Source organism: Bifidobacterium pseudolongum subsp. pseudolongum DSM 20099, from assembly GCF_000771225.1.
GTDB classification, from domain to species: Bacteria; Actinomycetota; Actinomycetes; order Actinomycetales; family Bifidobacteriaceae; genus Bifidobacterium; species Bifidobacterium pseudolongum.
In genome coordinates this window covers 154,135-170,001 of sequence record NZ_JDTZ01000005.1, presented here as the reverse complement: position 1 = coordinate 170,001, position 15,867 = coordinate 154,135, and the positions used below count along the sequence as shown (strand labels likewise).

Sequence of the window (15,867 nt, the reverse complement as noted above, 5' to 3'; positions counted from 1 at the left end):
GTACAACGTGGGTTCTTCGGAAGAGGTCATCGGTGCTCAATCACCTCAGTTCGAATGTGGTGGCGCCGATGCGCACGGGGACGCGCGGGGCCAGGATGGTGGGGGCGTTGATGCGCTGCTGGTTGACCACGGTGCCGTTGGTGCTGTGCAGGTCTTCGATGGCCCACGAGTCGGTTGTCGGGTCGGGGTAGACGCGCGCGTGGTGCGACGAGACGAATTCGTCGTCGAGCACCACATTGTTGGACGAGGCGCGGCCGAGCGTGATCACACCATTGTTGAGCGGCACGGACGTACCTGCGAGGGGGCCGTCGATGATCACGAGCAGGGTCGGCTTCTGCTCGGCGGCCTGCGGCTGCGCCGCCGCGACGGGCACGGCGGCGCCGGCGGCGGTGGATGGGGGCGAACGCAGCGGCTGCGCGGCGGGGGCCGGCACTTCGGCCTTCTTACGCGCCTGGCGTTCCTTGCGGCGGCTGGCACGCGACTTGCGTGGGCTGAACGTGGCCACGTCGCGGTACAGCGACCGCGAGATGAGCCAGACGAACACCCACAGCAGCAAGAGGAACGCGTACTTCAGCACCGTGAAAGTGAGTTCGGTAATCATAACGAGTGGTGGTGGTCTTCCGGATTACTCCTGATCTTGGGAGGAGGCCCAGTACAGGATGCGCGTGCGGCCGATCGTGATCGTGTTGCCGTCGAGCAGGGTGGCGGCGGGGACCTGATGGCCCTCCACGTACGTGCCGTTGGTGGAGCCGAGGTCGCGTGCGATCACGCCGTTGTCGGTAATGTCGATCTCGAGGTGCTTGCGCGAGATGCCCGGGTCGTCGATCACGATGTCGCAGCCGGAGCCGCGGCCCAGGATCGTCTTGTCCTTCGTGAGCAGGTACTGGCTGTTGTTCACTTCGAGCATGGGGCAGTCCTCGGTCTGCGCGTCGGTCGTGACCGGCACGGCATTGCCCTGCACGGACTCGGACGTGAGTTTGAAGTTGCCTTTTGTCTGGTCGAGGTCCTCTTCGAAGATCACCACGACCGGGCCCACGAACGCATAATGCTGGCTCTTCGCGTACTGCGTGAGATTGTCGGCCAGTTCGTTGGCGAGCGCCTCGGACCCCCACTGCTCGATGCGGTCGAAATCGGGGGTGCTCAGCTTGAATCGGTATTCGTTCGGCGCCACCGTGCGGTCGCGTCCCACGGGCATCGCCTCGGCGTCGATCTCGCGCTCGAGCGCGCTGGAGAGGTCGACGGGCTGCAGGTCTTTGGAGCCGAATTTCGCGAACACTCCGTTGACCGCGCCCTCCACGCTTTTCTCAAAACGATCAAGAACGCTCATAGTTGTCCCTTTCTATACTCCACCTATCCTACGCGGGGTTGCCAACAGGACGGCTTTTGCGGGTGCTAGCGTAAGGCGGTATGACGAAACCATTGCAGCCCGCCGCCGGCCAGGCGGCTGATTCCATCCAGTCCGAAGCCGTGCGCGAATACGCCGCCAACAAGGCGCGCACAACCCGGTTCACCTGCGGCGCCCCGCGTTGCGCCACGCTGCTCGGCGACGGCGAACGCATGCTGTTCCTGCGTTCCGACGGCAGTGAGGACACGGTGACGGCGTTGTGGGTCAGCGTGAACAACGGCACCGACGCGGTGGGTGAGTTCATGCTCGCCGACCCGCGCACGCTGCTCGCCGACGCCGACGCCGAGGATGTGCCGGCTGAGGAGCGCGCCCGCCGCGAGCGCGCGCGTGAAAGCGGCAGCGGCATCGTCGCGTACAGCGTCGACGACGCGGGCCGCACGGTACTGTTCACGATCAACGGCGAGCTGTTTGTCTGCGAGCTCGGCGAGGACGGTGTCACCGCCGAAACGCGCCGGCTGGAGCTCACGTTCGACGATGACGGCGAGCGGCAGTACGCCACGCCGATCCTCAATCCGCGCGTCAGCCCGGACGGCACGCGCGTGGCGTATGCGACCGGCACGGCGGTCGTGGTTGCCGAGACCGCGACCGGCCGCGCGCACGCCGTGTTCACCGTGGCCGAACAGGACCGCGCCACGATGCGCGCTGGCCTGGCGGAATTCGCCGCTGCCGAGGAGATGGACCGCTACAGCGGCTTCTGGTGGGGCCCCGATTCGCGCACATTGCTCGTGGAATGCTTCGACTCCGCCGCCGAACCGTTGTGGACGATCAGCGACCCGGCGAACCCGGCCGACCCGGGCATGCGCCACCGCTACCCGCGCGCGTTGACGCAGAACGCCGTGGTGGACCTGTTCGCCGTGCACCTCGCCGATGACCGCCTGCATGTGGACCGCACGGCGCTTGTGGATTGGGACAACACCGCCTACGAATACCTGGCCGTGGTGCGCTGGCAGTCCGGTCAGCGCCCGCTGCTGCGTGTGCTGAACCGCCTGCAGACCGACGAGCAGATCCTGCGCGTGGACGTGCCCGAGGAATCCGAATGGGCGCATCTGACGTCGATCGACGAGCGCACGATGCCGCTGCTGCCTGTCAGTGTGCTCGAGACGCATCACAACGACCAGTGGATCGACCTGATCGACGGCACGCCCGCATATACGCCCGACGGCCGGCTGATCTGCTCCGTCAACGACATGCGCGCCGACACGAACCGCCTCACCGTGGACGGCGTGCCATTCACCCCGGCCGGCTGGCAGGTGCGCGCGCTGCTCGACGCCGACGACGGCACGGTGATGTGCGTCGTGCAGCGCACGCCCGAACTCGCGCCCGACGTGCCCAAGACATGGCGTGCCACGGCGGCGGACCACGACGCGCGCAGCTTCGACGTGGTGGCGATCGATTACGAAGGGCGTGTGTACCCGGTGACCGACGAGCCGGGTGTGTGGAGCGCGGCCCGCCGCGGCGACGGCCTCATGATCGCCGGGCGCGACATGGCGCACCCGCAGGCGCAGATGATGCACTATTTCCACGGCAACGGCGTGTACGTGAAGAACCATGCGGCGGTGCCCGGGCTCGCGATGAACGTGCGGTTCGCGCGGCTTGGCGAGCGCGGTCTGCACGCAGCGATCGTGGCGCCCACCGGCGCGCAATACGCCGCCGCGCGGCAGCTGCCCGTGCTCATGCACCCGTACGGAGGCCCGGGCTTCCAGGAGGTCACGATGAGCATGGCCGCCTACTGGGACGCGCAGTGGTGGGCCGAACAGGGGTATCTCGTCGTCGTGGCCGACGGGCGCGGCACGACCGGCCGCGGCCCGCGATGGGACCGCGAGATCCATGAATGCATGAAAGACGTGACGCTCGCTGATCAGGTGGATGCCGTGCACGCGCTCGCCGGCGCCGTGCGCGCGATCAACGACGGCCAGCCGCACGCACGCCACGCGCATGCCGCCGTGCGCGCGCTGCCCGAGCCGGATCTGGAACGTGTGGCGATGATCGGCTGGTCGTACGGCGGGTTCCTTTCCGCGCTCGCCGTGCTCCGCGCGCCAGACGTGTTCGCCGCGGCGTGCGCCGGCGCCCCACCCACCGACTGGACGCTGTACGACACGTGCTATACCGAGCGGTATCTGGGGCTCGACCCCGAGGTCTACGCGCGCAACAGCATCATCGCCGACGCGCCGCGCCTGCGCCGCCCGCTCATGCTCATCCACGGATTCGCCGACGACAATGTGACGATCGCGCATTCGCTGCGCCTGAGCCAGGCGCTCATGGAAGCCGGCCGCGAACACACCTTCTTGCCGCTCACCGGCATCACGCACATGACGAACGACCCGGCCGTGGCGCGCAACCTGCTCGTGCTGCAGCGCGACTTCCTCGCCCGAGCGCTCGCCCGCTAGGCGCGCGTGCTGCTGTGCGCGCACAGGCCGCGCATTGCCTACTATGGTCGGTATGGAAATCGCGATGATTGACGAACGGCACTTCCGCGCCGCCGTGGAGCAGACCATGCTGCCGGCGATAGCGCGCTGCAGGCACAGCGGCACGATGCAGCCGGCCACCGAGGACCATCTGGGCCATCCGCTGCCGCCGCTCGCCGAACCCGGGCACCTGCACTACGTGTGCTACGACGTGAACGAATTCCAGCAGCTGCACATGCCCGGCGCGTCAACGCGGAACCATGGCGCCGTCGTCATTGCGCACGGGTTCTCCGAATTCGCCGCGAAATACGCCGAAATGGCATGGTATTTCCTGCTCGCCGGATTCTCCGTGTGCATCCTCGAGCACCGCGGGCACGGCTATTCGCAGCGTGATGTGCGCGACGACCAGGTGGTGTACATCGATGACTGGCGGCGGTACGTGGCCGACTTCGCCAAGTTCACGCGAGAAGTGGGGCGCGGGTACGCGCAGGGCAACCCGCTCACGCTCTTCGCGCATTCGATGGGCGGCGGCATCGCCGCGGCCATGCTCGAACGCTATCCGAACATCGTGGACCGCGCCGTGCTCTCGTCGCCGATGATCGAGGCGAACATGGGCCTGCCCACATGGCTCGCCTCGACGGTGTGCGGGGCGCTCGCCGACGCGGGCAGGGGCAGGCGCATGGCACCCGGCCAGCACGGGTTCACCACGGCGATCAACTGGAAAGAGGAGCGCGGGGCGAGCATGGAACGCGTCACATGGTTCAAATCGTTGCGCGACGCGGACACGCACTACCAGACCACCGCGCCGGCGAACGAGTGGGTGCGGCAGGCGGCGCGGCTTTCGTCGGCCGTGCTGCGGCAAGACATGTGCGAGCGGATCGAGACGCCCATCCTCATGTTCCAGGCGGGCGCCGACCACTGGGTGCGCAACAGCGCGCAGAACGAGTTCGCCAAGCGCGTACGGCGCGACGCCGGCGATCTGCGGTTCATCCGCGTGCCTGGATCCGTGCACGAGATCTTTTCGATGCCCAACAGCATTGTGGCGCCGTATCTGCAGCATGTGCTGCGTTTTCTGCAAACCGACGAAGTGGTCAGCGTACTGCCGTAAAAGCGAGGTGTGAATTGACGCAGCAGCATGGCGCAGGCGGGCCGGTGCAGAAAGGGCCAGCGCAGCGCAATGTGGAGAAGATCCTCAAACGGTCCGCGCGCGTGGAACAGCGCGACGCCGCGCAGGAGCTCGCCGCCGCGACACAAGTGGAGCCGAACGTGGCGCAGACGCCCCGGCGCATGGCGGTCGGCATCGCCTGCACACTCGTCGGTGGTGTGCTGTGGGGCGTGAACGGGTCGGTCTCCAAAATCCTCATGGAGCAGTATGGCGCCAGCCCCATGTGGGTGGCGTGCGTGCGTGAGATCTTCGCCGGGCTGGTCTTTCTGGCATGCGGAGCGACCGGTTCGCCCAAAGCGCTGCGCAAAGCGTTCACGACCGTGCGCGACTACCCGATGTACCTCGTCACCGCGCTTACCTGCGTGACGCTCGTGCAAGTGGCGTACCTGTTCTCGATCCACTGGACGAACGCGGGCACCGCCACCGTGCTGCAGACGGTGAACCTGCTGATGGTGCTCGGGTATGTGTGCGTGCGCGGGCGTCGGCGGCCGAGCGCACGCGAAGTGGTGGGTGTGGCGCTCGCGTTCACAGGCGTGTGGCTGCTCGCCACCGGCGGTGATTTCGGCGCACTGTCGTTGCCGCTGCCCGGACTGCTGTGGGGCCTCGCCGACGCGTTCGCGTGCGCGTGCCTCGCGATCATCCCTGTCAAACTCATTGCGAAATACGGCAATTTCGTCGTCAACGGCATCACGTTCCTGCTCTCCGGCCTCATCCTCACACCGTTCGTGCGGCCGTGGGCGCATGTGCCCGCGTTCGATGCGCGCGGATGGTGGCTGCTCGCGTTCACCGTGGTCGTCGGCACATTCGTGGCGTTCTGGCTGTACATGGCGGGTGTGGTGCGCATCGGTTCGATGCGCGCCACGATGTTCGGCACAATCGAACCGGTGGCCGCCACGGTCACGGCGGTCCTGTGGACGGGGGCGATTTTTACGCCCATCGACTTTGTGGGCTTCGCGCTGATCCTCATCATGGCATTCTTGGTGCATTGACATATGTTGCGCGCGGGCGGCGCGCGTGGATGGCGAGGAAGGGGCGCGGCATGGGCGCATACGACTCCAGACGGCGGGTTCCAATCAAGCAGGTCTACAAGTCGCTTGTGGAACTGCAGCGTTTTTCCACGTTCCGTATGTTCAGGATGGTCGGCGCGGTCACGGTGACGACCATCCTCGCATGTGTACTGCGGCTCCTGTTCAACGATCAGGAGCCGTTTTCGTTCCGTATCGCCGACATGCTGGGCAACGACTTCAACCACACCTTCCAATTGGGGGAGGAGACCACGAGCCCCGTCGATTTCATCACCGCCATATGGGGCGTTGTCGTGACGATATGCCTTGGTGTCGCGTTCCAAAACGAGCATTACGTGTCCGACAGGGACGCGATCGGCGATTTCAGCGGGCTGCTCATGTGCTCCTCGCTCGCGACCGCCTTCATCACCGGGTTTTGGCTTCCTGAGATGTACCACACGAATGGCGCGGCCAAGATGGCCATCATCACCGGGGCCGGGTGTCTGTTGATGGGGTGGATCCTCAACTACGGCAGCCAGATCTACATCACCCACCGCACCATGACGCACAATGAGCGGGCGCGCAACGTGGATTTGCGGCAATACGTGCAGATGCGCGCTTTGCGCACGCGCGGACGCTGGCCTGTGTGGGCGGTCGCGGTGTGCGCCGTCAACGCATTGTTCTGGCTCGCGCTTGCCGGCATGGGTGGGCAGATGGGCCGCCTGCGGGATGGCGGATGGGCGGCGGCCGCGCTGTTCGCCGCCGCATTGCTCGCCACGGTGATGGTGCTGTTGTATGCCTACGTGCGGCAGCGGTTCGTCAAGGCGATCGCCAGCCGCATGTGGGGCGCCGCCGCGGCTGCGGTGCTTGCCGTCGTGGAGCTTGTCGTGCTGTGGTATGCGGGCGTCCTTCTGTGGGTCGCGTTCACCGGCGCGCAGGCGGTGCGCCCGTGGGTTGTGGAGGCGATCGCCGTATGGAGCCTCGTCAACGTGGCGGCCGCGCGGTTCGTGATATGCCGGCTGGCCATCCACCCCACGAGCGCGCTGTTCCGCGACGCGCAATTCACGCAGAAGACCATGCAGTGGCAGCATTACGACCTGTTCGCGCAGTTGGTGGATTCCTCCACGATTGCGCAGCACGACCTGAGCGAATACGGCATGAACCTGCGGTTGATGACAGTGCCGTGGCGGGTGGTGCACGAGGTCCTGGAGGCGGGGGAATCCGCGGTGGAACTCGTGCCGGAATGGGCGGCGATGTTCTTTCCGCAAGCCGAGGAGCATGGTGTGCCGCTCGTCGCGTTCACCTCAAGCGAGCTGCGCACGCTGATCTGTGCGGTGAGGCGCCGTCATGATTGGCGTGACACCGCAAAAATGAATGTGCGCGCGCTCAAGGAACTCGTGCGGTGCGCGGATTGCGAGCAGGAGATCGTCGAGGAGACGCTATGTTTCTACCTCGCCATCATGTGCGACGACGTCAGCTACGTGGTGTCGCTGCGCAGGAGTTGATGTACGGCGGTCCCTGCCGACGATCACTTGCGCCTCGATTGTCAGTTCGCTGATCTGGCTGAGGTCGAGCGTGTCGATGTCCACATTGAACAACAGCGGCGTCATATGCGCGAAGACGCGCACATCATCCGGCGGCATGGCGAAGGTCTGCGAGACGAGACGCGTGTCCATCACGTCGAAATGCCGGGCGAACTGGTCGACCGTCTGCTCGTTCGAATAGTCGGTGTGGCGCAGCTGCGCGCTCGCGAGCTCGCGCAGCTGTTCGTCGTGGCGTGCGCCGGGGACCACTTTGACGACGATGCCGCCGGGGCGCAGTACACGGCGGAACTCGCCGTAGTGCACGGGGGAGAACACATCGAGGATGCAGTCAACCGCCGCGTCGCGCAGCGGCAGGTCGGCCAGATTGCCCACGAACCAGCGCACGGCGAGGCTCGTGTCTTCGCGCGCCGCCTGCTGCACGGAATCCTTGGAGATGTCGAAGGCGAGCACGTCGACGTGCGGGTGCGCCTGCTGCACGGCGCGCGCGTAGAAGCCCTCACCGCAGCCGGCGTCGAGGATCGCCGGGTGCGGCTCGGCGGGGCAGTGGGCGTGCACGGCGGCGAGCACGGCGCTCGCGATGTGGCTGTAGTAGCCGGCGTCGAGGATGCGCCCGCGGTTCGCGAACGACTCTTTGCTGTAGAACTGTGATTGTTTGGCGGCGGGCGCGAGGTTCACGTAGCCTTGCTTCGCGATGTCGAAGGTGTGCCGGTTCGGGCAGCGCAGGCTTGTGCCGTCAAGTTCGAGTTCGGTGTGGCACAGCGGGCAGATGAAGTAGCGTGCGCAATCGTGGAAGCGTGCGAGTCGTGCGGGATTCATGCCGCCATAGTAGCCGCTGTGGGAGTCACGGGGTCGGCGCTTACGCGTCGATGGCGTTGCGTGCGCGGGCGGGGGTGATCATCGTGAGCATCATCACCGAAGGCTCGAGCGCGGTGACCGCATGCGGCAAGCGGGTGGGGAAGTAGACGAGCTCGCCTGGCGCCACCTCCTGTTCGTCATCACCGCCCTTGATGAGCAGACGTCCGCTCAGCACCTGCACAAACACCGGCATCGCGGCCGTGTGTTCGCTCAGCTGTTGGCCAGTGTCGAACGAGAACAGCACCACGTTGCCCCCTTCGGTATGCATCACGGTGCGCGACACCGTGGCTTCCGGTTGTACGCTCACCATATTCGTGAGGTCTGGCAGTACTTGCATCTGTGATTCGTCGGTGTTCATGGCGATCCTCCTTGGCGTAGATTGCTATTTCCATCATGGACGCCAGAGGAGATGGGGTCAATAGCGTGCGAATTGTACGCGCTTCGCCGTGAGTTGCGTAAAATCCTTGCGCAAACCACGCTGTTTCCGTAAGAATTTTACGCAAAACCTGTATCCTGCGTAAAATCCTTGCGCTAACGTCCCTATGGGCGTGCGAATTGTACGCGTCCCTTACCGCTGCGCGTAAAATTCATACGCATCTGAGGCGGCCCGGTTCCTATATGCCTTGATCCCTTATTGGATTCCATGTTGCTACGGGTGGTCTCGGCCTCCGGCTCCTCCACGGTCGGCTTCCTGCGCTTGGTCCCTTATTGCTACGGGTAGTATATGTTTGTCGAAAAACAATATGTTTTGGGTCATTTTCCACTACCCGTAGCGCTCTGAAGGTTCCGGGAGGCGAGCGGCGGTGCTTGGGCGTACGGGTTCAAGCATCGCCGTGCTTTGCGTGGATGCCGCCAAGGATGGGCGTATGGAAACCAAAGACCGCAGTTGCTTTTCAGATGTTTGGTACCTTTGGAAGGGCTGTTCCGCCAACGCAAAACGGCTGACTTCGTTGGAAATCAGCCGTTTATGAAGAGTGCGAGCGGCGGGACTTGAACCCGCACGAGCATACGCTCACTGCCACCTGAAGACAGCGCGTCTACCATTCCGCCACGCTCGCAGACAAAGAGCTACCCTACACTACACCGTCGATTAGTGCAATTCGGCGTGTTGCGTTGGTCCGCAAGGTGCTGACCATGGTGGCTGCTTTTGCCCAGACGGGATGCTCCTGAAGAGGATGTGGGGCTGCGGAGGTATTCTACATAGTTCATCACATTGAGGTGGGGCGTTTTGTGGGCAGTGGGAGACCGCTGAATAGCCCGGCCCATATTTCCGCCTTGTATGGGCACTCTCGGCGGAACGTGTATTTCGCCCGCATTGGCGTTTTTAGCGGATTGGGCGGAAACCTGCAGGGAGGCGGATTGTATCTCACTTACGCGAGTGCTTTATATGCGGTGCCGACGAGTATTGGCTTCGGACAATGGCGAAATTCCAAGGGTATGGGACATCGATACTCGAAGGTGGCCGATTATGGCACTCATGTAAGCGAGATACACCCGTACGCTGCGTCTTACCCTAAGCGCGGCGTACATTGGTGCTGGTGTTGCCCGTTCGCCTTCACCCGCGTGAGCCGTTCGCGTAGAAGCGCGCGAGCGTCGCGTCGCGGAACTCGTCGAAATACCCGCCGTCAATCGACGCGCGGATGTCGTCGAGCAGATGCACGAAGAAATACTCGTTGTGGATCGTGGCGAGCGTGAACCCGTTCATCTCCCGCGCGCGCAGCAGATGGTCCACGTAGGCGCGCGAATAATGCGTGCATGTGTAACACGTGCACCCCTCCTCGAGAGGGCCGAAGTCGTGCTTGAACTGCGCGCGTTTGATGTTGTACCGGCCATCGCGTGTGAAAATCGCGCCGTTGCGCGCGCATCGCGCGGGTGCGACACAGTCGAACGTGTCGCCGCCGTTCTCCACGCACGCGAAGATGTCATCGACCGCGGCGATTCCGAGCACATGCCGCGGCCGTTCCTGTGGCATCTCGTCGCAGATCCACGCGCAGATGTCGCCGATGATGCGCTTTTCCATCGCGCCGCCAATACCGACGCCGTCGAAGTCGAGCGACGCGATCTGCTGGGCCGCGCGCCGGCGCAGGTCCTCGTAATTCGCGCCCTGCACCACGCCGTAGAGCGCCTGGTATGGCTTGCCCACGCGCGATTCGGTGAGGCGTTTGTGCTCGTCCACACACCGGCGCGCCCAGCGGAATGTGCGCTCGACGGAATTCTCCTGATAGCGGCGCGTGTTCATGAGCGTCGTCAGCTCATCGAACGCGAACATGATGTCGGCGCCGATCTTGTGCTGGATGTTCATCGAGATTTCCGCGGAGAAGCGGTGCAGTGACCCGTTGAGCGGCGATTTGAACGTGACGCCGTCCTCGTCCACGAACGCCAGGCGCTCCTTGCCTTTGGCGATCACATCGTCCGATTTCATGTCGGTCGTGTCCATCGCCAGCGTCTTCTTGAATCCCGCGCCGAGAGAAAGCACCTGGAATCCGCCGGAGTCGGTGAACGTGGGGCCGTCCCAGTTCATGAACTTCGCGAGTCCGCCGGCTTCATCGAGCACCTCTTCGCCCGGCCGCTCGTACAAATGGAACGCGTTGGAGAGCAGGCATTGCGCGCCGAGCTGCACCATCGACTCAGGCAACACCGCCTTCATCGCGGCCTGTGTGGCCACCGGCACGAACGCGGGCGTGCGGATGTCGCCGTGCGGCGTGTGGATCACGCCGGTGCGGCCGTACCGCGCGCCGCCGCGCCCTTTGCCGGTGGGGGAGTCGGAGAGGCGGGTGTGCTGTTCAAAGAAGAATGCGCTGCGGTCGCCCGGTTGTCCGGGCTCCGCGCCGCGTGGGTGTGCGAGAAGACTGGTCATGCTGACCACTGTAGATGGGCCGGTGTAGATGGCATCCACGATTTCTTCAAAAGATATGTTCGCAGTTTTCAAGAAACGTTCAGGAAACTTCCAGCACTGCCGTTTTAACTAAAAGACAGTGCTTCAACTAACGGCGTAATTGCAACGATTGGACGGTTACGATCGAGGGAAGCGAACGATATACGTGAATGAGAACTTCGAAGAATGGAGCATCATGACTGACGAACACAACACCCCGTGGGGCGCGCCCGGCGACCCCGCGGACCATGGCATCGATCCGACCGCGCCGACGTCGCCGAGCGCAGGCGTGCAGGGCACCGCGCCACTGCCGCCCACCACTTCGGGTGCGCAGACGGACGCGCATGACACTTCTGCGTACGACGGCGCTTCCGACGCTGGCAATCCATCGCCGGTGACCGCTGCGCCGGGCACGTCCGGCACCGACGGTGAGTCGACCTCCGTCATTCAGGACGACGGCGACCTCTCGCCGCTCGAATCGCCAGACGGCCCGTACCGCCCGGCCCCGCAGTATGGCGCGTTCCGCCCGGGGCAAACCCCGACTTCCACGCCGGCGCATCAGCCCGCGGCGAACCCCTCCGCACAGCCGACCCAACAGATGCCGCCGTTCGGTCTGCCGTATCAGGACCAGAACCAGCATCAGCAGCAAGGCCAGCCGCAATCACAGCCCACGCAGCCGTTGGGCGGTCTGTTTGGACGGCCGGCCGGTCAGCAGTCGGGCAATGGCGCGCCCACGGGCCAGTGGCCCGGCGGCGCGACGCCCAACGGCCCCACGCCGCCGCACGGGCAGAACCCATTCGGCGGGCCGAACAACCCGTACAGCGCACCGATGAAGCAGGCCGAGCGCACGCCGAACAACGTGCTCGTGGCCGTGGTGGCCGCGGTCGTCACCGCCGCGATCTGCCTCGGTCTGGGGTATGCGGCACTCTCCAACGGCTGGGTGAACATCCCCGGCTCGGGTTCGATGACCAGCCTGACCACCAACAAGGGCGGCGAAGGCACGGCGAAGGTCGAAGGCGGTGAAACGCCCGACTGGACCGCTGTGTCGAACAAGGTCTCGAAATCCGTCGTCTCGATCCAGACGCAGTTGCAGAACGGCGTTTCGCAGGGCACTGGCGCGATCCTTGATAAAGACGGCGACATCGTGACCAACAACCACGTGGTTTCCGGCGCGCAGCGCATCGTGGTCACGCTCGACAACGGCGACCTGTACGAAGCAAAGATCGTCGGCACCGACACCACGACCGACCTGGCGGTGATCAAGCTCGAGAACCCGCCGGCGGACCTGACCGCGGTCGAGTTCGCGGACTCCGACAATCTGGCCCCAGGCGAGCCGGTCATGGCGATCGGCAATCCGCTCGGTTATGACGGCACGGTGACGACTGGCATCGTCTCTGCGCTCAACCGACCGGTGACCGTGATGGACGAAGACAACACGCAGATCGTCACGAACGCGGTGCAGATCGACGCCGCAATCAACCCGGGCAACTCGGGCGGCCCCACGTTCAATGCGGCCGGCCAAGTGATCGGCATCAACTCGTCCATCGCTTCGATGGCCTCCGGCTCCCAGTCCTCCGGCTCGATCGGCATCGGCTTCGCGATTCCGTCCAACCTCGTCAAGCGCGTGGCGGATGAGATCATCAAGAACGGCAAGGTGCAGCATGTGGCGCTCGGCGTCACAATCCAGAGCGGCACCGTGACGGCTGACGGCGTGACACGCGGCGGCGCCGTCGTCAAGGCGGTGGTGGACGGTGGCCCGGCGCAGGAAGCCGGCGTCAAGGTGGGCGACACGATCGTAGGCTTCAACGGCCTGGCCGTCAGCGACAACTATTCGCTTCTCGGCTTTGTGCGCGCGGCTGCCATGGATTCGACCGCCAAGCTCACCGTGGTGCGCGACGGCAAGACGCTCGAACTTAATGTGAAGTTCGACAAGGCCGAAGACGCCGTGAACGGCACGAACCGCCAGGAGTCCAACAACCAGAACCAGCAGCGCAACCAGAACGACAACGGCAATGGCAACGATGGTTCGGGTGACGGCGACGGTGACGGGCTGATCAATCCCTTCGAGGGCCTGCTGCGCTAAGGCAGAACGCCGGCTCAGCCGCATCCCGATCCACACGAGTCCCGCCGTCCCCCGCACGGGGAGCGGCGGGACTCGCCATATTTTGGCCTTGGCCCGCTCCCGAATTGAGTTGTCGCATGGATGTTGCTAGGGTGACCCGTATAATTGAAGACAGTGCAATCTTTTTACGCCGTGTATCGAGTGGTCACGCAACGCGTCATTCGATGGGTTAACAAGGCGTGATTGGTGCATGAGGTTCGTGCCGCATGCATGGAGATACCGGACCGTAAGGAGATGCGATGAAAAAAATCATCGATCTGTGTAAAGAAGTGCCATTGCTGCCGATTGTGATTCTGGCGGCGATTCCCATGGCGCTCATCCCCTCGTGGCGCCCATGGGGCCATATTCCTTCCGCATTCGACCCCGGTGTGGGCGAATGGATTGTAATCCTGCTCGTGGCATGGACCATCATCACCAGCATCCACGAAATGCTCAAGAGCCTGCGTGAAGGCCATGTGGGCGTGGACCTGCTTGCGGTCGTGGCGCTCGCCTCCACCGTGGCGGTGCAGCAGTATTGGGCGGCTTGGGCCGTCACACTCATGGTGGCGTCGGGCGACGCCATCGAGTCCTACGCGCAATCCAAGGCGCGCGGCAATCTGACCGCGCTCATCAAGGCCGCTCCGCAACAGGCGCACGTCGTCACATTGCCCGGCGTGACTGGCGCCGACGCCAGCACCGATTCCGAAGGATTCCGCGCGGTGCAGCAGGCGATCGCCGACGCGCAGAACGCCGGTGAGCCGCTCAGCGCGGGCAACGGCCACTTCACCACCGTGCCCGTGGATGAGGTGAAACTCGGCTCCGTGCTGCTTGTGCTGCCGGGCGAGATCGTGCCGGTCGACGGCACGCTGCTGTCGGGTTCCGCCACGCTCGACCTGAGCAATATCAACGGCGAGCCGGTTCCGCGCACGGTATTCTCCGGCGCGAAGGTGCTCTCCGGTTCGATCAACGGGTCGACGACGATGATGATCCGCTCCACATCGCTCGCCAAGGATTCGCAATACCAGCAGATCCTCAAGCTTGTGCAATCCGCGCAGGATTCGCGCGCGGCCGTGGTGCGCACCGCCGACATGCTCGCCGTGCCGTTCACGATCATCTCGTTCCTCATCGCCGGCATCGCATGGGCTGTCTCCGGTACGCCACTGCGATTCGCGCAAGTGCTTGTGCTCGCCACCCCCTGCCCGCTGCTGATCGCGGCACCGGTCGCATACGTGGCCGGCACCGGACGCCTCGCCAAGGCGAGCATCCTCATCAAAGCGCAGGACGTGCTGGAAAATCTCGGCCGCGTCACGCACGTCTTCTTCGACAAGACCGGCACGCTGACCGTCAAACAGCCGCGCGTGGTGGGCGTGCAGAAGGCACAGGACGCCCCGGCTGACCTCACCGAAGACGAGATCCTGCTCATGGCCGGCGTGATCGAAAGCTACTCCGTGCACGTGCTCGCCAAAGGCATCACCGAAGCGGGCAAAGAGGCGATGGAGCGCCTGCACCGCGTGCCGAAAAGCGCGCGCGTCGGCCACCGCAACCCGCGCACGTCCGCCGGTGAACTGCCCGACCCGATCGATAACTACCCAGTGGTGGGCAACATCGTGGAAGACGCGGGCAAAGGCGTCTCCGGCACGGTGGACGGCCACCCGGTGCGCGTCGGCCGTTTCGCGTACGTGACCGGCGAGGATATCGCCGTTGCCACCGCGCACAACGCACAAGAGACCGAAGCCAACGAAAAGGCGATGGAGCGCGAAGACAGCAAGGCGGTCGCACTGTGGCCCACGCGACTCGAGCCCGACGAGATGGCCACCTACATCGCCATCGACGGCAAGCTTGCGGCACGCATCGTGCTGCGCGATGTTCCACGGGCCAACGCGCGCAAGTCAATCGACCGCCTGCACAAGCTCGGCGTCACCGACCTGACGATGGTCACCGGCGACAAGAAGGCCTCCGCCATGATTATCGCGAACGAAGTCGGCATCACCGACGTGCGTTACGAGCTGCTGCCCGAAGACAAGGTGAACGCCGTGCGCGAAGCCTCCGAAGAGGCGGCCAAGGGCAAGGACCCGTGGTGGGACCGCATCATGACGAAACTGCTTGGCGAATCGATGCACCGCCCGGTCACGATGATGGTCGGCGACGGCGTGAACGATGCGCCTGTGCTCGCCGTCGCCGACATCGGCATGGCCATGACCGACGGCACGTCGACCGCAGCCTCGGAATCCGCACAGGTCGTCATCATGAACGACGACATCGCGTGTGTGCCGCGGGCGATCTCGATTGCGCGCCGCACCAAGCGCATCATGCTGCAGGCGGTGTGCACGGGGCTTGCGCTCGCGATCATCGGCATGGTGTGTGCCGCGTTCAATCTGATTCCGGTCGTTGTGGGCGCGTTCCTGCAGGAGGGCATCGACGTCGTGTCGATCCTGTGGGCGCTCACTGCCATGTTCGACCGGGACTGATACGCAGCATCCCCAGTGTTTTCGCTGTTTTGGTCACTTTTGGGC

At 64.6% G+C, this 15,867-nt stretch carries 11 protein-coding genes and 1 tRNA gene; 6 read left to right on the top strand and 6 right to left on the bottom strand.

All coding sequences use genetic code 11. The features are described 5' to 3' along the window. Nucleotides 1-40 precede the first annotated feature (40 nt). On the bottom strand, nucleotides 41-601 hold the full coding sequence (locus OU02_RS05400; protein ID WP_033489193.1) for an FHA domain-containing protein FhaB/FipA: 561 nt from the start codon (nucleotides 599-601) through the stop codon (nucleotides 41-43). 24 nt (nucleotides 602-625) lie between these two features. Continuing rightward, on the bottom strand, nucleotides 626-1,327 hold the full coding sequence (locus OU02_RS05395) for an FhaA domain-containing protein (protein WP_022857935.1): 702 nt from the start codon (nucleotides 1,325-1,327) through the stop codon (nucleotides 626-628). A gap of 80 nt (nucleotides 1,328-1,407) precedes the next feature. Here OU02_RS05395 and OU02_RS05390 point away from each other — a divergent pair, with 80 nt between their 5' ends. From OU02_RS05390 to OU02_RS05375, 4 genes are all read left to right on the top strand, one after another. Continuing rightward, a complete protein-coding gene (locus OU02_RS05390; protein ID WP_052110247.1) occupies nucleotides 1,408-3,792 on the top strand; it encodes a S9 family peptidase in 2,385 nt (794 codons plus the stop codon). Between the two features lie 52 nt (nucleotides 3,793-3,844). Then, nucleotides 3,845-4,918: an alpha/beta fold hydrolase gene (locus OU02_RS05385; protein ID WP_033489191.1), complete on the top strand. Its 1,074-nt coding sequence runs from the start codon at nucleotides 3,845-3,847 to the stop codon at nucleotides 4,916-4,918. A gap of 179 nt (nucleotides 4,919-5,097) precedes the next feature. Next, entirely contained in the window at nucleotides 5,098-5,964 is an 867-nt protein-coding gene (locus tag OU02_RS05380) for a DMT family transporter (protein WP_051918372.1), read from the top strand. A 50-nt stretch (nucleotides 5,965-6,014) separates the two neighbouring features. Continuing rightward, a complete protein-coding gene (locus OU02_RS05375) occupies nucleotides 6,015-7,484 on the top strand; it encodes a hypothetical protein (protein WP_033489190.1) in 1,470 nt (489 codons plus the stop codon). Here OU02_RS05375 and OU02_RS05370 read toward each other — a convergent pair. From OU02_RS05370 to tgt, 4 genes are all read right to left on the bottom strand, one after another. Beyond that, nucleotides 7,419-8,339 (bottom strand): putative RNA methyltransferase, encoded by a 921-nt coding sequence (locus OU02_RS05370; protein WP_080720567.1) that lies wholly within the window; start codon nucleotides 8,337-8,339, stop codon nucleotides 7,419-7,421. The genes OU02_RS05375 and OU02_RS05370 overlap by 66 nt on opposite strands. A gap of 40 nt (nucleotides 8,340-8,379) precedes the next feature. Further along, a complete protein-coding gene (locus OU02_RS05365) occupies nucleotides 8,380-8,736 on the bottom strand; it encodes a cupin domain-containing protein (protein ID WP_033489189.1) in 357 nt (118 codons plus the stop codon). Between the two features lie 617 nt (nucleotides 8,737-9,353). Then, nucleotides 9,354-9,436, bottom strand: a tRNA-Leu gene (locus OU02_RS05360). A 497-nt stretch (nucleotides 9,437-9,933) separates the two neighbouring features. Next, nucleotides 9,934-11,235 carry a tRNA guanosine(34) transglycosylase Tgt gene (gene tgt, locus OU02_RS05355; protein ID WP_033489188.1) on the bottom strand — a complete coding sequence of 434 codons (1,302 nt, stop codon included), beginning with the start codon at nucleotides 11,233-11,235 and terminating at the stop codon, nucleotides 9,934-9,936. A gap of 211 nt (nucleotides 11,236-11,446) precedes the next feature. On the opposite strand from tgt, the gene OU02_RS05350 reads away from it, so the two are divergent. Next, nucleotides 11,447-13,336: a S1C family serine protease gene (locus OU02_RS05350; RefSeq protein WP_420796579.1), complete on the top strand. Its 1,890-nt coding sequence runs from the start codon at nucleotides 11,447-11,449 to the stop codon at nucleotides 13,334-13,336. Nucleotides 13,337-13,614: 278 nt separating this feature from the next. Further along, nucleotides 13,615-15,822 carry a heavy metal translocating P-type ATPase gene (locus tag OU02_RS05345; RefSeq protein ID WP_033489187.1) on the top strand — a complete coding sequence of 736 codons (2,208 nt, stop codon included), beginning with the start codon at nucleotides 13,615-13,617 and terminating at the stop codon, nucleotides 15,820-15,822. The last annotated feature ends 45 nt before the right edge of the window (nucleotides 15,823-15,867 follow it).